Here is a 16,830-nt window from a genome sequence, read left to right on the forward strand (position 1 = left end):
CTCCCGCCCCACCGCCACTACCGACTGTGCCCGCCCGGACACGCGTCCAAGCACGCGAAAGGGCGGCCCCGGCACATGCCGGGACCGCCCTCATGACCGGAGGCTCAGAGGCCGGCGGCCTCGCGCAGCGCGTCGGCGCGGTGCGTGGTCTCCCACGCGAAGTCCGGCTCCTCGCGGCCGAAGTGGCCGTACGCCGCCGTCTGGGAGTAGATCGGGCGGAGCAGGTCGAGGTCGCGGATGATCGCGGCCGGGCGCAGGTCGAAGACCGCGAGCACGGCCTCCTGGATCTTCTCGACCGGGAGCTTCTCGGTGCCGAAGGTCTCGACGAACAGGCCGACCGGGTGCGCCTTGCCGATGGCGTACGCGACCTGGGCCTCGCAGCGGTCCGCCAGGCCCGCGGCGACGACGTTCTTGGCCACCCAGCGCATGGCGTACGCGGCGGAGCGGTCGACCTTGGACGGGTCCTTGCCGGAGAAGGCGCCGCCGCCGTGGCGGGCCATGCCGCCGTAGGTGTCGATGATGATCTTGCGGCCGGTGAGGCCGGCGTCGCCCATCGGGCCGCCGATCTCGAAGCGCCCGGTCGGGTTGACCAGCAGGCGGTAGCCCTCGGTCTCCAGGTCGAGCTCGGCGACGACCGGGTCGACCACGTGCTCCTTGATGTCCGGCGTCAGCAGGTCGCTCAGGCTGATGTCCGGGGCGTGCTGGGAGGAGACGACGACGGTGTCGAGGCGGACCGGGCGGTCGCCGTCGTACTCGATGGTGACCTGAGTCTTACCATCCGGACGCAGGTATGGCACCACACCGTTGTTGCGGACCGCGGACAGCCGGGCGGCGAGCCGGTGGGCGAGCGTGATCGGCAGCGGCATCAGCTCGGGGGTCTCCCGGCAGGCGTAGCCGAACATCAGGCCCTGGTCGCCGGCGCCCTGACGGTCGAGGTCGTCGGTGCCCTCGCCCTCGCGGGTCTCGTACGCGTCGTCGACGCCCTGGGCGATGTCGGGCGACTGGGCGCCGATCGACACGGACACGCCGCACGAACGCCCGTCAAAGCCCTTGCTGGAGGAGTCGTACCCGATGTCCAGGATCTTCTCCCGGATGACACCGGGGATGTCCACGTACGTCTCGGTGGTGACCTCACCCGCGACGTGAACCTGGCCGGTAGTGATCATGGTCTCGACGGCGACGCGACTCTTGGCATCGTCCTTCAGCATCGCGTCGAGGATCGCATCGCTGATCTGGTCCGCGATCTTGTCCGGGTGACCCTCGGTCACGGATTCTGAGGTGAACAGGCGACGGGACACGTGCGTGTACTCCTTGCAGCGGCTGCTGACTGACGTAAGCAGAGATGGACTTGCGTTTGTCGGTGGCGAAGTCTACCGAGAACGTATTAAAACGCGGGTGGGGCCGTGTCGGCCTCTTCAGGTCATGCGTGCGGCGACCAGATCCCAAACCACGTCGGACAAAGTCTCCTTCGATCCACGCGGCACGTCGACGGCCGCACCGTCGGCGGAGAGGATGACCGCGGCGTTGTCCGGACGGCCGAACGCCAGGTGCTCCCCCACCTGGTTGACCACCAGCAGGTCACAGCCCTTGCGGGCGAGTTTCCGCCGTCCGTTCTCCAGGACGTCGTGGGTCTCGGCGGCGAACCCGACGATCACCCGACCGGCGACGTCGCGCGACTCGCGTACGAGTTCGGCCAGGATGTCGGGGTTCTCCACGAGGTGGATCGGCGCCGGCTCGGCACCGGGCGTCTTCTTTATCTTCACGTCCTCGTAGTCGGCCGGGCGGAAGTCGGCCACTGCCGCCGCCATGACCACCGCGTCGGCGTCGGCCGCGGCCTTCAGGACGGCGTCGCGCATCTCCCGCGTCGACCCGGTGCGCACGATCTCGGCGCCGGCCGGGTCGGGCAGGGTGACGTTGGCGGCGACCAGGGTGACCCGCGCGCCGCGGGCCAGCGCCGTACGGGCCAGGGCGTACCCCTGCATGCCCGAGGAGCGGTTGCCGATGAACCGGACGGGGTCGATGGGCTCGCGGGTGCCGCCCGCGGAGACCACGACGTGGCGGCCGGCGAGGTCGCGCGCGGCCGCCGTCCCGCCGCGGGCCAGCACCCCGCGCGCGGCGTCGAAGAGCGCGTCCGGGTCGGGCAGGCGTCCCCTGCCGGAGTCGGCGCCGGTGAGCCGGCCGACCGCGGGCTCGATCACGATGCTCCCCCGCCGGCGGAGCGTCTCGACGTTGGCCTGCGTGGCGGGGTGCTCCCACATCTCCGTGTGCATCGCGGGAGCGAACACGACCGGACACCGCGCCGTGAGGAGCGTGTTGGTCAGCAGGTCGTCGGCGATGCCGTGCGCCGCCTTGGCCAGGAGGTTCGCCGTGGCGGGCGCGACGAATACCAGGTCGGCGCCCTGCCCGAGCCGTACGTGCGGAACCTCTTCGACGCCGGACCAGACCTCGGTGGTGACCGGTTCGCCGGACAGCGCGGCCCATGTGGGCTCGCCGACGAAGCGCAGCGCGTCACGCGTCGGGATCACCCGGACCCGGTGACCCGACTCGGTCAGCCTCCGCAGCAGTTCACAGACCTTGTACGCGGCGATGCCGCCGCCGACGCCGAGCAGAACGCGCGGCCCCTCACCCGCGGTCGTCATCGCCACGTCCCGCGGTGTGGCCGGTCGCGATCACTTACGGGCCTTCGATGGCCTCGGAGTTGAGCAGGCCCTCGCGGACCTCGCGCAGCGCGATGGACAGCGGCTTTTCCTGCACCTGGGTCTCCACGAGGGGACCGACGTACTCGAGCAGGCCCTCGCCGAGCTGCGCGTAGTAGGCGTTGATCTGACGGGCGCGCTTGGCACCCATGATCACAAGGCTGTATTTGCTGTCAACGATCTTCAGCAGGTCGTCGATGGGCGGATTGGTGATGCCGTCGGCACCGCCGGGGGCGTTAGAAGCCACTCCCGCGCCTCTCAGTCGTCAGATGGGTGGACAGCCAGCAAGGATATCAGCTCAGCGCAGACGTCCTTGACCGAAGTGTTCACCAGGGTGAGATCGAACTCCTTCTCGGCGGCGAGCTCCTCGCGGGCGGCGGCCAGCCGGCGTTCGATCACCTCGGGCGCCTCGGTGCCACGGCCGACGAGACGGCGCACGAGCTCCTCCCAGGACGGGGGTGCCAGGAAGACGAGCCGTGCGTCCGGCATGGACGCGCGCACCTGGCGGGCGCCCTGCAGGTCGATCTCGAGCAGTGCCGGCACGCCGGCGGCGAGGTGCTCCAGCACCGCACGCCGCGGCGTACCGTAACGATTCCCCGCGAACTCGGCCCACTCGAGCAGTTCGCCTTCGTCGACGAGCCGATCGAACTCGACGTCGTCGGCGAAGAAGTAATGCACGCCGTGGATTTCACCGGGACGGGGCGCACGGGTGGTCACCGAGACCGACAGCCACACCTCGGGGTGGGCCCGCCGGATCTCGGCGACGACCGTGCTCTTGCCGACGCCGGACGGCCCGGAAAGGACCGTCAGGCGCCTGGACGAGATGGAGCCGCCCGCCGCGGACGCGGCGGAACTGGCCGCGGCGGCCGAGCCGCCGCGCCCGTCCGGCGCAAGTCGATCAGCGATTTCCACCGCCGCCGAACTCACGCTCCAGAGCGGCGCGCTGGTTGGCGCCAAGACCCCGCACGCGGCGGGACTCGGCGATACCGAGCCGCTCCATGATCTGCTTAGCGCGGACCTTTCCGACGCCAGGCAGTGATTCCAGGAGAGCCGACACCTTCATCTTTCCGATTACGTCGTCGGCCTGACCATCTTTCAGAACCTCGGCAAGGGAGGTTCCCCCGTGCTTCAGGCGGTCTTTGACCTCGGCACGCTCTTTGCGGGCCTTGGCAGCCTTCTCCAGGGCTGCGGCGCGCTGTTCAGGGGTTAGGGGCGGAAGCGCCACGCCGGGTCACCTCGTGTTTCCACTCGATTGAGTCGGACGGCTTGGGAACCTAGCGAGTTCAGGGCCCATAAAGCAACGTGAAAGCCCGTTTAGCCCGTCATTAAATTGCAGATGTCACTCTATGAGCTGTCCTGAACACGCAGAGTACCCAATCGGGGGGGTTGCTTCACCCCGAACCGTACGACGGCCTGGCGTTTCTTGCGAGGGGCAAACGGCTCAGTCAAGACGAAACGGCGGCGGATGACACTCTGCGGGACACGTTTCGCCGCCGAACACCTCCTTCGGGACGGTCACCCTCCGCCATCTAACTCCCAAACCCCCACAAGCTGCCCTTCGGGGTCCCCTGAGGGCCCTCGCGGGGCGGCTCGTAGGCTCGGGGCGACACGCGACGGGGCCTCGCGACATCCCCGCGGCGCGGCGGCCGGCGACCGGCCCGGCGACGCCGCGCTCACGACACGCCCGGCGCGGTCCCTGTCATAACGGGTTGACGGTTTGTGTCACCCGCCGGCAACTCTCGGTGGCCGCGCCGTCCGCGGCGGAGAACCCGGCCGCACGGCCGTCGCTCGCTGCCGCCGTACGGAGACACTCGACCCTTCTGAGGGTTTAAGGCGGAATTGGCACGTTCCAGCAGGCCGATCGCCGTTTCCGCTGGTCCCTCGCGGCCGACGAGGGCCGCGTTTTCGTGCCTGAGAGCGTCCCAGCCTCGCGAACCCCCGCTACCCCACGGAGTTCATCAGGTGCCACCGTCCACGGCGGTCAGACGACCTGTCAGCGAGGCGCCGCGGCCGTCGGCGGCTCGGAACCCGTGGGGCCTTCGCCCGCCGGGCGGGCGATGGAGGGTCTCGACCCGCACGGCCGACGCTTGGTGAGGGCCCGGCGGGGCATCGCAGCGGGAGGTGAGGTGTGACGCCCGACACCCAGGCGGCGTCATTCGAGGCGACGTTTCGGACGGCACCGGTCATCTCCAGTGACGGAGGTCACCCGGCCACCCCGCCCGCGCCCCAGAGGCGTGACCACACCGATGCGCGGCGAGGAGGGGCTCAGACGTCACCGCTCGCACGGCGATGCGCGAGCCCCCGGCGCCCGGTGCGGAGCGACCGATCACCGGCAGGTCCGCGTCCGACGCGCGAGCCGCCTCCGGCGAGGCCACACGAGGCCGCGGCGCCCGAGTCCGAGGCGGCGGCGATGAGGCGGCCGATCACCAGCAGGCCCACACCCGCGGCCAGGGCCTCCAGCATGGGGCGGCCGATCACCAGCAGGTTTACGCCTGAAGCCGGGGCCTCCGGCGCGGGACGGCCGATCACCAGCAGGTCCACGCCTGAAGCCAGGGCTTCCAGCATGGGGCGGCGGATCACCAGCAGGTCCGGGCCTGAAGCCAGGATCCTCCGGCGTCACCGTGGCCTGGTCCGAGTCGCGGCGTCGCGCGGGCTCCCGGGTGATCAAAGTCACCTCGGGCCCACCTCCGCAGGGGTCGGCGACCGTCCCACGACCACCACCGCGACGAATCCTCGAACGCCACCACCCGCACGCCCTGGCGGCAACCGCCCCGCCACGACCCCACACCGCCGCGGCGACGAGACGGAGGCTCAGACGCTGCCCTCTAACGGCGTCCTCGCTCGCGGCGACGCCCGGGCGATCAAAGTGATCTGGGGCCCGCCTCTGCAGGGCCGGCAACCCACGACCAGCACACCCACCCCGCGACGAACCCCGGACGCCGCCACCCGCACGCGCCAGAAACGGCATCCCACGAGAGACACACGGCGATCAAAAAGCTCAGAAGCCACCGCCCGTACGGCGCAGAGCGATGCGCGAGCCCCGGCCCCCGGTCCAGAGCGACCACTCACGAGCCGGTCCGCGAGCCTCCTCCGGCGAGGCCACACGGGGTCACGGCGTCCGGATCAAAGGCAGCGGTGCTGAGGCGACCGATCGCCCCCGGTGTCGCCACGCGGGCCTGCTCCTGGGGCGCGGCGCCCAGTCACCTCCGCCGGGCCGTCGGCCCAGCACCACGACGGAAGCCCGAACGCCACCACCCGCACCGCCCCAGAGCGCGGCGGCCATCCCACAGCGGCGGGAGAAGGTCAGACACCGCCGCTCGTACGGCGTAGGGCTACGGTGATGGGGCGGCCGATCACCAGCAGGTCCGCACCCGACGCCAGGGCCTCCTCGGGTATCGCCACGCGGGCCTGGTCCTGGGTCGCGGCGCCGCGGAACCCCGTCACCTCCGGGCGCGCCTTCGCAGGGCCGACGGCCCAGCACCGCGACGACACCACCAGTCCGAACGCCACCCGCCAGAGTGCGGCGGCCATCCCATGGCTGGGGAAAGGTTCAGACGCTGCCGCTCGTGCGGCGCAGGGCGGCGGCGATGTCCGCGGCCGCGGCGCCCGGGTCCGGGGCGGCGGTGATGGGGCGGCCGATCACCAACAGGTCCGCACCCGACGCCAGGGCCTCCTCCGGTGTCGCCACGCGGGCCTGGTCCTGGGTCGCGGCGCCGCGTGGGCGGACGCCCGGGGTGATCAAAGTCACGTCCGGGCCCACCTCCGCGCGTACCGCGGCGGCCTCCATCGGGGAGCACACGAGCGCCTGGGCGCCCGCCCCGACCGCGAGGGCGGACAGCCGGCGTACGGCGTCCAGCGCCGGGCCCGACAGGCCGATGCTCGTCAGGTCGTCCTCCGCCAGGGACGTGAGAACCGTCACAGCGGCGATCTTGGTGTTCGGCGCGGCCTCGGCGGCGGCGCGGATCATCGAGGCGCCGCCGACCGCGTGGACGGTGAGGTACGCCGGCTTGAGGCGGGACACCGCACGCGCCGCCCCGGCCACCGTGGCGGGGATGTCGTGCAGCTTCAGGTCGAGGAAGACCTGGACACCGGTGGCGCCGCGGACGCTGGCCACCACGTCCGGCCCGTACCGGAGGTACAGCTCCAGCCCGACCTTGACCGTGCTGACGTGAGGTGTCACCAGTGTCGCCCAGCGGGCGGCCGTCTCGAGGTCCGGCGCGTCCAGGGCGACGGCGATGGGGGCGAGGTTCACTGCAGACTCTCCTGTTCCGTCGGCTCACCGACACCGACGTTGGGGTCGATGCGCCGGATCAGTGTGCCCGCCGGTTTGTGGGCCAGTCCGACCGCGTCGGCCAGTCCGGTGATGCCGCGCTCCCGCAGCGCGGTGTCCAGTTCGCGGAGGATCCGTGTGCACGCGGACGGATCGTGGAGGTTCGCCGTGCCGACCGCGACCGCCGACGCGCCCGCCAGGATGAGTTCCAGCGCGTCGGTTCCCGTGCGCACGCCGCCCATGCCGATGATCGGGACCTCGGGCAGCGCCGCGTGCACCTGGTAGACGCAGCGGACCGCGACGGGCCGGATCGCCGGGCCGGACAGCCCTCCGGTGACACCGGCCAGACGTGGCCGGAAGCTCCAGGTGTCCACGGCCATGCCGTGCAGCGTGTTGATCATCGACAGGCCGTCGGCGCCGGCGTCCGCGCAGGCCATCGCGACGCCGACCACGTCGGTCACGTCCGCCGACAGCTTGGCGAAGACGGGCACGCCCCGGCGTGTGTTGGTGCGTACGGCGCGGACGACCTCGGCGGCGGCCGTCGGGTGGGCGGCGAACATCAGGCCGCGGTCTTCGACGTTCGGGCAGGAGGTGTTGATCTCGACCGCGGTGACGCCGGGCGCGCTGTTGAGGCGCTTGGCTACCTCGGCGTACTCCTCGACGCTGTTTCCGGCGATCGAGACGATCGTGCGGGCGCCCTGCTCGTCGAGCCACGGCAGGTCGCGGTCCAGGAAGACGTCGATCCCCGGTCCCTGCAGGCCGGTGGAGTTGAGCACGCCGCTCGGCGTCTCGGCGAGCCGGGGCGCGGGGCGCCCGGCGCGCGGTTCGGGAGTGATCGACGGCGTGACGATCGCGCCGAGCTTGGCGACGTGGAAGAAGCGGCCCAGTTCGCGCCCGGTGCCGCCACAGCCGGACGCGGTCATGATCGGGTTCGGCAGCGAGACCGGACCGAGCCGGGTCCGCAGATCAACGCTCATGAACCCTCCTTCGTCGGAGGAGAGACCATGCGCGCGTGTTCTTTGACTCGCTCGCTCCGCTCACTCATGGAACCCTCCTCCGTCGGAGGAGAGACCATGCGCGCGTGTTGTTCGACTCGCTCGCTCCGCTCACTCATGGGCGTTCTCCCAGGCGCAGGGCGCGCGGGGCGCCCAGCGCGTCGAACGGGATGGTGCCGACGTCGTCCCAGCGCACGCGTTCGCCGCGGAACACCGGGCCCTCGACGCAGGTACGGACCATGTGGGTGGCGCCGTCGTCGCCGATCACCGGGAGCACGCAGGCCATGCACACCCCGGTGCCGCACGCCATCGGCTCCTCCACCGCGACCTGGGCCGGGATGCCGTATCCCGCGCAGGTGCGGCTGACCGACCGCAGCGTCTCCAGCGGCGCGCAGGCGTACACGACCTCCGCCTGGGCGCCCTCGATGGCGCTGGCGAGGAGGTCCTCGACCCGGCCCGCCGAACCCAGCGAACCGTCCTCCGTGGCCACCGCGACCGAGTCGCCGGCGCGGCGGGCGCCGCGCGCGCCGTGCACCTCCTCGGTGCCGGCCCCGCCGAGGAGGAAGTGCAGCGGGCAGTCGCGCTGGCGCAGCACGGCGGCGAGCGGGAACAGCGCCGCGCTGGCGTGCGCGACGCCCAGCAGCACGCAGGTCACCGGGTAGCGCGGCAGCGGGAAGGGCCGGCCGAGCGGCCCGGCGACATCCACGATGTCGCGCGGGCGCAGCCCGGCGAGCCACTGCGTGCCCTTGCCGCGTACCGAGAAGACGATCTCGACGGTGCCGCCGTAGTCCGGTTTGACCTCGCGGACGGCGAAACAGCGTCGCAGCAGCATGCTGGACTGTTCACCGCCGACCGCGAGGGCGACGAACTGGCCGGGCCGGAAACGCTCCGCGACACCGGGGGCGACGAGGGTCATCGTCTGGTACGCCCCGATCCGCCGCATGGTGAGCACGGTTCCCGGCACCTGCACCGGCGACGAGTCCGTCACTCGCCTCCTCCGCTCAACGGCTCCCCCTGAGATGCTCCGCGTGTTCTTGCAGCGACCGCACGCCGACGTTGCCGGCGGTGATCGCCTCGATGCCCTGGACCGCGGCGCTGAGCGCCTGCACCGTGGTGAGGCACGGAACGCCGCGAAGCACCGCCGCGGTGCGGATCTCGTATCCGTCGAGCCGCGGGCCGGACTGCCCCGGACTGCCGAACGGGGTGTTGACGATGAGGTCGACCTCTCCGTCGAGAATGCGCCGCACGATCGTCGGCTCGCCGTCGGGCCCGGTTCCGGCACTGTGCTTGCGAACGATCTTGGCATGGACGCCGTTGCGCCGCAGGACTTCGGCGGTGCCCTCGGTTGCGAGAATCTCAAAACCTAGGTCAGCGAGGCGTTTGACCGGGAAGATCATGGCTCGTTTGTCCCGGTTGGCCACGGAGACGAAGGCGCGTCCCTTGGTCGGCAGCGAGCCGTACGCCGCCGCCTGCGACTTGGCGTACGCCGTGCCGAAGTCGGCGTCGATGCCCATGACCTCTCCCGTCGAACGCATCTCCGGGCCGAGGATCGTATCGACGCCGCGCCCCTCGGGGGTGCGGAACCGGTCGAAGGGCAGCACCGCCTCCTTGACCGCGATGGGGGCGTCGAGGGGCAGGTCGCCTCCGTCGCCGGTCGCGGGCAGCAGCCCCTCGGCGCGCAGCCGGGCGATCGGCGTGCCCAGCATGACGCGCGCGGCGGCCTTGGCGAGCGGCACCGCGGTCGCCTTGGAGACGAACGGCACCGTACGGGAGGCGCGGGGGTTGGCCTCCAGGACGTACAGGACGCCGGCGGCGAGGGCGTACTGCACGTTGATCAGGCCGCGGACGCCGATCTCCCGGGCGAGGGCCTCGGTGGAGGACCGGATGCGGGAGATGTCCTCGTGCCCGAGCGTGATCGGCGGCAGCGCGCAGGCGGAGTCGCCGGAGTGGATGCCGGCCTCCTCGATGTGCTCCATGACGCCGCCGAGGTACAGCTCGGTGCCGTCGTAGAGCGCGTCGACGTCGATCTCGATCGCGTCGTCGAGGAACCGGTCCACCAGCACGGGGTGCTCGGGGCTCCACTGGCCGCCGCCGCCCGAGGCCCGCTCGATGTAGGACTTCAGGGTGTCGGCGTCGTAGACGATCTCCATGCCGCGCCCGCCGAGGACGTAGGAGGGCCGGACGAGGACCGGGTAGCCGATCTCGCCGGCGATCTCCACGGCCTCCTCGTACGTCGTGGCGGTGCCGTGCTTGGGCGCGGGCAGCCCGGCGCGTTCGAGGACGCGGCCGAACGCGCCGCGCTCCTCGGCGAGGTGGATGCTCTCGGGCGAGGTGCCGACCACGGGCACACCGGCGTCCTTGAGGCTCTGCGCGAGGCCGAGGGGCGTCTGCCCGCCGAGCTGCACGATCACCCCGGCGACCTCGCCGGTCTCCTGCTCGGCGTGCACGACCTCCAGGACGTCCTCCAGGGTTAGCGGCTCGAAGTAGAGCCGGTCGGAGGTGTCGTAGTCGGTCGAGACGGTCTCGGGGTTGCAGTTGACCATGACGGTCTCGTAGCCCGCCTCGGCGAGCGTAAAGGACGCGTGCACGCAGCTGTAGTCGAACTCGATGCCCTGGCCGATGCGGTTCGGCCCGCTGCCGAGGATGATCACCTTGGGCTTCTCGCCCGGCGGGACCTCGGTCTCCTCGTCGTAGGTGGAGTACAGGTACGGCGTCTCGGCGGCGAACTCCGCGGCGCAGGTGTCGACGGTCAGGTAGACCGGCCGGACGCCGAGGGCGTGCCGCAGCCCGCGGATCAGCTCGGCGGACACGCCGCGGATCTCGGCGATCTGCGCGTCGGAGAACCCGTGCCGCTTCGCCTCCCGCAGCGCCTCGGGGTCGAGCTGCTCGCCGGTGAGCGTCGCGGCGATCTCGTCCAGCGCGGCGATCTGGTCGAGGAACCACGGGTCGATCGCGGTCGCCTCGTGCACCTCCTCGATCGTCGCGCCGGCCCGCATCGCCTGCTGGGCCGCGCGCAGCCGGCCGTCGTGGGGCCGGGAGGCGCGCTTGAGCAGGTCGTCCTTCAACGCGGCGCGCTCGTCCGCGGGCAGCGCCTCCGGTCCCGGGGCCCAGGAGAACGACGCCCCGGACCGTTCGAGGGACCGCAGGGCCTTCTGCAGTGCCTCGGAGAAGGACCGGCCGATCGCCATGGCCTCCCCCACGGACTTCATGTGGGTCGTCAGGGTCTCGTCGGCGCCGGGGAACTTCTCGAACGCGAACCGCGGAGCCTTCACCACGACGTAGTCCAGGCTGGGCTCGAAGCTCGCCGGGGTCTCGCGGGTGATGTCGTTGCGGATCTCGTCGAGGGTGTACCCCACCGCGAGCCGGGCGGCGATCTTGGCGATCGGGAAGCCCGTGGCCTTGGAGGCGAGCGCGCTGGACCGCGAGACGCGCGGGTTCATCTCGATGACGATCATGCGGCCGGTGCGCGGGTCGATGGCGAACTGGATGTTGCAGCCGCCGGTGTCGACGCCGACGGCGCGGATCACCGCGATGCCGACGTCGCGCATGTGCTGGTATTCGCGGTCGGTGAGCGTCATGGCCGGCGCGACGGTGATCGAGTCGCCGGTGTGCACGCCCATCGGGTCGACGTTCTCGATGGAGCACACGACCACGACGTTGTCGTGCTTGTCGCGCATCAGCTCCAGCTCGTACTCCTTCCAGCCGAGGATGGACTCCTCCAGGAGCACCTCGGTGGTCGGGCTGGCGGCCAGGCCCGCGCCGGCGATGCGGTGCAGGTCCGCCTCGTCGTAGGCCATGCCGGATCCGGCGCCGCCCATCGTGAACGAGGGCCGCACCACCATCGGGTAGCCGAGCGTCTCGGCGGCGGCGAGGCAGTCGTCCATGCTGTGGCAGATCACGCTGCGCGCGGACTCGGCGCCGATGTCGGCGACGATCTGCTTGAACCGCTCGCGGTTCTCCCCCGCCTGGATGGCGTCGACGTTCGCGCCGATCAGCTCGACGCCGTACTTGTCCAGGGCGCCGGACTCGTGCAGCGCGATCGCGGTGTTGAGCGCGGTCTGGCCGCCCAGCGTGGGCAGCAGCGCGTCGGGGCGCTCCTTGGCGATGACCTGCTCGACCGTCGCGGGCGTGATCGGCTCGACGTACGTCGCGTCGGCGATCTCCGGGTCGGTCATGATCGTCGCGGGGTTGCTGTTGACCAGGGCGACGCGAAGGCCCTCGGCCTTGAGGACCCGGCACGCCTGGGTGCCGGAGTAGTCGAACTCGGCGGCCTGGCCGATCACGATCGGGCCGGAGCCGATGACGAGGACGGACTTGATGTCGGTGCGGCGCGGCATCAGACCCCCTGTGCGGACGCGATCGCGGCGGCGGCCAGAACGGCCACGGTCAGCAGTGCCGCGACGGCGGCGGCGAGGAGCGCACGCGGGCTGGGCGCCTTCGCGCGCAGCACCGCGTCGTTGGGATCGACCGGGACGTGGCCGTGCGACCCCGCGTCGGACGCGTGGTCGGCCTCGTGGCTGGAAACGTCGCTCATTTGCTCATCAGCTCGCAGAAGGTCTCGAAAAGGCCGGTGGCGTCGTGCGGGCCGGGGGCGGCCTCGGGGTGGTACTGGACGCTGAACGCGGGACGGTCGAGCAGCCGCAGGCCCTCGACCACGCCGTCGTTCAGGTCGACGTGGGTGACCTCGGCGCGGCCGAACTCGGTGTCGAACGGCCCGTCGAGGGGCGCCTCGACGGCGAACCCGTGGTTGTGGCTGGTGATGTGGACCCGGCCGGTGGCGCGGTCCTGCACCGGCTGGTTGACCCCGCGGTGACCGAACCTCAGCTTGTAGGTGTCCAGGCCGAGGGCGCGGCCGAGCATCTGGTTGCCCAGGCAGATGCCGAAGACCGGCCGGCCCTCCTCCAGCACGCCCCGCATCGAGTCGACGGCGTAGCCGCACGCGGCCGGGTCGCCGGGCCCGTTGCTGTAGAAGATCCCGTCCGGCTCCAGCGCGAGGATCTCCTCGGCGGTCGCCGTCGCGGGCAGCACGTGCACCTCGCAGCCGCGTTCGGCCATGCGGCGCGGGGTCATCGTCTTGATCCCCAGGTCCACGGCGGCGACCCGGTGGCGCACCTCGCCGTCGGGCCGTACGACGTAGGGCTCGGGGGTGGAGACGACGCGGGCCAGGTCCGCGCCGATCATGTCGGGGCTGGCCAGGACCCGCTTCAGCAGCGCGTCCGGATCGGTCTCCTCGGTGCTGATGCCGGCCCGCATGGCGCCGCGGTCGCGCAGGTGACGCGTGAGCGCCCGGGTGCCCTGCACGGCGATGCCGACCACGCCGTACGCGCGCAGCTCGTCCTCCAGGGACCGCCGCGCCCGCCAGCTCGACGTGATGCGCGAGGGCTCGCGGACGACGTACCCGGCGACCTGGACGCGACCCGACTCGGGGTCCTCGTCGTTGACGCCGGTGTTGCCGATGTGCGGGGCCGTCATGGCGACGATCTGCTGGGCGTAGGAGGGGTCGGTGAGGGTCTCCTGGTAGCCGGTCATGCCGGTGTTGAAGACCACCTCGCCGAACGCCTCGCCCTCGGCCCCGTACGCGGTGCCGCGAAAGGTGCGCCCGTCCTCCAGAACGAGCAGCGCCTGCTTCATACGGTCTTCCCCTCCAGAACGGTAGGACGCCCGCGCAGGAACGTCGCGTGGACGCGGCCGGGCAGTTCGAGCCCGGCGAACGGAGTGTTGCGGCTCTTGGACACCGAGGCCGCCGGGTCTACCACCCTGCGCACGCCGGGGTCGTACAGGGTGAGGTTGGCCGGCGCTCCCGGGACGGGCAGGTGCCCCTGCCCGGCGAGGCGGCCGATGCGCGCCGGGCGTACGGACATGCGGTCGGCCAGGCCAGCCCAGTCGAGCAGCCCCGTGTCGACCATGGCCGCCTGCGCGACGGACAGGGCCGTCTCGAGCCCGATCATGCCCATCGCGGCGGGCGACCACTCGGTCTCCTTGGCCTCGACCGGGTGCGGCGCGTGGTCGGTCGCGACGCAGTCGATCGTGCCGTCGGCCAGCGCCTCGCGCAGCGCCTCGACGTCGGCCTTCGTACGGAGCGGCGGGTTGACCTTGTAGATCGGGTCGTAGGTCTCGGCGAGCTCGTCGGTGAGGAACAGGTGGTGCGGCGTCACCTCGGCGGTGACCTGCCAGCCCTTGCTCTTCGCCCACCGGATGATCTCCACCGAGCCGGCCGTGGAGACGTGGCAGACGTGCAGGCGGGAGCCGACGTGGGCGGCGAGCAGGCAGTCGCGGGAGATGATCGCCTCCTCGGCCACGGCCGGCCAGCCGGCCAGGCCGAGACGCCCGGAGACCTCCCCCTCGTTCATCTGCGCGTGCTCGGTCAGGCGCGGCTCCTGCGCGTGCTGGGCGACGACGCCGTCGAAGGCCTTGACGTACTCCAGCGCGCGGCGCATCAGGACCGCGTCGTCGACGCAGTGGCCGTCGTCGGAGAAGACCCGTACGTGCGCCGCGGAGTCGGCCATGGCGCCGAGCTCGGCGAGCTGGCGGCCCTCGATGCCGCGGGTGACCGCGCCGACCGGGTGGACGTCGCAGTGGCCGGCCTCGCGGCCGAGGCGCCAGACCTGCTCGACCACGCCGGCCGTGTCGGCGACGGGCTCGGTGTTGGCCATGGCGTGCACGGCGGTGAACCCGCCCGCCGCCGCGGCCCGCGTGCCGGACTCGACCGTCTCGGCGTCCTCGCGGCCGGGCTCACGCAGATGGGTGTGCAGGTCGACGAGGCCGGGCAGGGCGATGAGGCCGTCCGCGTCGATCGTCTCGGCGTCCTTGGGGGCCAGGCCCGTGCCGATCTCGGTGATGACGCCGTCTTCCATGCGGATGTCCCGCGCCTCGCCGCCGAGAATGCGGGCGCCCTTGATCAGGTACGTCATTCGCCTTCCGTTCTGGAGTTGCCGATCGCGGGCTCGGAGCCGCCCAGGAGGAGGTAGAGGACGGCCATGCGCACGGTCACGCCGTTGGCGACCTGCTCGACGATGGTCGAGCGCGTGGAGTCGGCCACCTCGGCGGCGATCTCGACGCCGCGGTTCATCGGGCCGGGGTGCATGACCAGGGCGTGGTCCGGCAGGGCGTCCATGCGCCGGGCGTCCAGCCCGTACCTCCTGCTGTACTCCCGCACGGTCGGGAAGTAGGCGGCGTTCATCCGCTCCTGCTGGACCCGCAGCATCATGACGACGTCGCTCTTGGGCAGGACCGCGTCGAAGTCGTAGGCGATCTCGCACGGCCATGTGCCGACCGCGACCGGGAACAGCGTGGGCGGCGCGACCAGGGTGACCTCGGCGCCGAGCGTGTTCAGCAGCAGGACGTTGGAGCGCGCGACGCGGCTATGGAGGATGTCGCCGACGATCGTGATCCGGCGGCCCTCGAGGTCGCCGAGCCGGCGCCTCATCGTGTACGCGTCGAGCAGGGCCTGGGTCGGGTGCTCGTGCGTGCCGTCGCCGGCGTTGACCACGCTGCCGCGGACCCACGTGGCGAGGCGGTGCGGCGCTCCCGAGGCGCTGTGCCGGATCACGACGCCGTCCGCGCCCATCGCCTCGAGCGTCAGCGCGGTGTCCTTCAGGCTCTCGCCCTTGGACACGCTCGACCCCTTGGCGGAGAAGTTGATCACATCCGCGGACAGGCGCTTGGCGGCCGCCTCGAAGGAGATCCGGGTCCTCGTCGAGTCCTCGAAGAAGAGGTTGACGACCGTACGGCCGCGGAGCGTGGGCAGTTTCTTGATGGGCCGATCGGCGACGCTCGCGAGTTCCTCGGCGGTGTCGAGGATCAGCAGGGCGTCGTCCTTCGTCAGGTCGGCGGCGGAGATCAGATGCTGTTTCACTTGCCGGCCTCCAGCAGGACGGCGTCGCGGCCGTCCACCTCCTCGACCAGCACCCGCACGGTCTCCTTCGCGCTCGTCGGGAGGTTCTTCCCGACGTAGTCGGCGCGGATGGGGAGCTCGCGGTGGCCGCGGTCGACCAGCGTGGCGAGCTGGACCGCTCGCGGGCGGCCGAGGTCGTTCAGGGCGTCGAGGGCCGCACGCACGGTGCGGCCGGAGTACAGGACGTCGTCGATGAGCACCACGACGCGGTCGTCGACGCCTTCGGGCGGCAGTTCGGTACGCCCGAGGGCGCGCGCCGGCCGCAGGCGGAGATCGTCGCGGTACATCGTCACGTCGAGGGAGCCCTGCGGAACCGGGCGCCCTTCGACCTCCTCGATGCGCCGGGCGAGGCGCTCGGCCAGGGTCACCCCTCGTGTCGGGATTCCGAGGAGAACGATGTCCTCGCCGCCTTTGGTGCGTTCGAGGATCTCGTGGGCGATACGCGTGAGAGCGCGACGAATGTCCGGCGCTTCGAGTACAGATTTGTGACTCATGTCACCATTGGGAGAGGACCTGTGCGGGGGCACAGAGGCAGCACTCACCGTCTAACCTCCTTTCCCGCCTCACTGGACGGGCCTTAAAGGATCGGCGTTTTCACGGTAGCAGCCCGTTGCCGAGGCGACGTCACCCGGTGGCGTGGCGTTTGCCCAGGCAGAGACGGTACGGTGTCGGCCTCGACAGTCACGGAAAGCCTTGAGCCGTAAGGGTTTTCGCCGCTTCGTCGGCCGACGTTCGCGCGAGACGCGTGATGACGGATTCGACCGCTTTTTTCCAATCGGCTTGACCTGGAGGCGTACCCGTTTTACCGTCACTGTCCGTAACCATCCCAGGAGATGGACCCCTCGGGCAGCCGGCCCCGGCCGGTTGACAGTGCGCCCCCTGTGACGCACGCGTTCTCGTGGAGGCAGGGGCAGTACGCCCCTTGGTCCCCTCCCGGGTCACGTCGACGACGAGAAAGTGAGCCTGGGGGCCGCA

15 protein-coding genes and 1 pseudogene are annotated in these 16,830 nt (G+C 71.4%); all 16 read right to left on the minus strand.

What is annotated here, in order from left to right; all coding sequences use genetic code 11:
* Positions 1 to 104 precede the first annotated feature (104 nt).
* The 16 genes and pseudogenes from metK to pyrR all read right to left on the minus strand — a co-directional run bounded on the left by metK (position 105) and on the right by pyrR (position 16,349).
* Entirely contained in the window at positions 105 to 1,298 is a 1,194-nt protein-coding gene (gene metK, locus QSK37_RS01460; RefSeq protein WP_285616970.1) for a methionine adenosyltransferase, read from the minus strand.
* 117 nt (positions 1,299 to 1,415) lie between these two features.
* A complete protein-coding gene (gene coaBC, locus QSK37_RS01465; protein WP_285616972.1) occupies positions 1,416 to 2,639 on the minus strand; it encodes a bifunctional phosphopantothenoylcysteine decarboxylase/phosphopantothenate--cysteine ligase CoaBC in 1,224 nt (407 codons plus the stop codon).
* Positions 2,640 to 2,673: 34 nt separating this feature from the next.
* Positions 2,674 to 2,943: a DNA-directed RNA polymerase subunit omega gene (gene rpoZ / locus QSK37_RS01470; RefSeq protein ID WP_285566731.1), complete on the minus strand. Its 270-nt coding sequence runs from the start codon at positions 2,941 to 2,943 to the stop codon at positions 2,674 to 2,676.
* 11 nt (positions 2,944 to 2,954) lie between these two features.
* Positions 2,955 to 3,521 (minus strand): guanylate kinase, encoded by a 567-nt coding sequence (gmk, locus tag QSK37_RS01475; RefSeq protein ID WP_285618855.1) that lies wholly within the window; start codon positions 3,519 to 3,521, stop codon positions 2,955 to 2,957.
* A gap of 73 nt (positions 3,522 to 3,594) precedes the next feature.
* Positions 3,595 to 3,921 carry an integration host factor, actinobacterial type gene (gene mihF, locus QSK37_RS01480; RefSeq protein WP_252782942.1) on the minus strand — a complete coding sequence of 109 codons (327 nt, stop codon included), beginning with the start codon at positions 3,919 to 3,921 and terminating at the stop codon, positions 3,595 to 3,597.
* A gap of 1,040 nt (positions 3,922 to 4,961) precedes the next feature.
* Positions 4,962 to 5,261: a hypothetical protein gene (locus QSK37_RS01485; RefSeq protein ID WP_285616973.1), complete on the minus strand. Its 300-nt coding sequence runs from the start codon at positions 5,259 to 5,261 to the stop codon at positions 4,962 to 4,964.
* Between the two features lie 738 nt (positions 5,262 to 5,999).
* Positions 6,000 to 6,203, minus strand: a pseudogene (locus tag QSK37_RS01490) (orotidine-5'-phosphate decarboxylase); the annotation flags it as partial.
* Between the two features lie 43 nt (positions 6,204 to 6,246).
* Entirely contained in the window at positions 6,247 to 6,948 is a 702-nt protein-coding gene (gene pyrF, locus QSK37_RS01495) for an orotidine-5'-phosphate decarboxylase (RefSeq protein ID WP_285616975.1), read from the minus strand.
* Positions 6,945 to 7,943: a dihydroorotate dehydrogenase gene (locus QSK37_RS01500; protein WP_285616977.1), complete on the minus strand. Its 999-nt coding sequence runs from the start codon at positions 7,941 to 7,943 to the stop codon at positions 6,945 to 6,947. Before QSK37_RS01500 ends, pyrF begins: the two co-directional genes overlap by 4 nt.
* A 133-nt stretch (positions 7,944 to 8,076) precedes the next feature.
* The gene (locus QSK37_RS01505) at positions 8,077 to 8,949 is read right to left on the minus strand and encodes a dihydroorotate dehydrogenase electron transfer subunit (protein WP_285566734.1); all 873 of its coding nucleotides are present in this window, start codon (positions 8,947 to 8,949) and stop codon (positions 8,077 to 8,079) included.
* A gap of 13 nt (positions 8,950 to 8,962) precedes the next feature.
* Positions 8,963 to 12,298, minus strand: coding sequence for a carbamoyl-phosphate synthase large subunit (gene carB / locus QSK37_RS01510; protein ID WP_285566736.1), 3,336 nt, complete (start codon positions 12,296 to 12,298; stop codon positions 8,963 to 8,965).
* Positions 12,298 to 12,495 (minus strand): hypothetical protein, encoded by a 198-nt coding sequence (locus QSK37_RS01515; RefSeq protein ID WP_285566739.1) that lies wholly within the window; start codon positions 12,493 to 12,495, stop codon positions 12,298 to 12,300. The genes carB and QSK37_RS01515 overlap by 1 nt, the downstream gene beginning before the upstream one ends.
* The gene (gene carA / locus QSK37_RS01520) at positions 12,492 to 13,592 is read right to left on the minus strand and encodes a glutamine-hydrolyzing carbamoyl-phosphate synthase small subunit (protein WP_285616979.1); all 1,101 of its coding nucleotides are present in this window, start codon (positions 13,590 to 13,592) and stop codon (positions 12,492 to 12,494) included. The genes QSK37_RS01515 and carA overlap by 4 nt, the downstream gene beginning before the upstream one ends.
* Positions 13,589 to 14,872 carry a dihydroorotase gene (locus QSK37_RS01525; protein ID WP_285566743.1) on the minus strand — a complete coding sequence of 428 codons (1,284 nt, stop codon included), beginning with the start codon at positions 14,870 to 14,872 and terminating at the stop codon, positions 13,589 to 13,591. The genes carA and QSK37_RS01525 overlap by 4 nt, the downstream gene beginning before the upstream one ends.
* A complete protein-coding gene (locus tag QSK37_RS01530) occupies positions 14,869 to 15,816 on the minus strand; it encodes an aspartate carbamoyltransferase catalytic subunit (RefSeq protein ID WP_285566745.1) in 948 nt (315 codons plus the stop codon). The genes QSK37_RS01525 and QSK37_RS01530 overlap by 4 nt, the downstream gene beginning before the upstream one ends.
* Positions 15,813 to 16,349 carry a bifunctional pyr operon transcriptional regulator/uracil phosphoribosyltransferase PyrR gene (gene pyrR / locus QSK37_RS01535; RefSeq protein ID WP_285566747.1) on the minus strand — a complete coding sequence of 179 codons (537 nt, stop codon included), beginning with the start codon at positions 16,347 to 16,349 and terminating at the stop codon, positions 15,813 to 15,815. Before pyrR ends, QSK37_RS01530 begins: the two co-directional genes overlap by 4 nt.
* Between the last annotated feature and the right edge of the window lie 481 nt (positions 16,350 to 16,830).

This window comes from Actinoallomurus iriomotensis (assembly GCF_030269445.1).
In the GTDB taxonomy this organism is placed as follows: Bacteria; Actinomycetota; Actinomycetes; order Streptosporangiales; family Streptosporangiaceae; genus Actinoallomurus; species Actinoallomurus iriomotensis.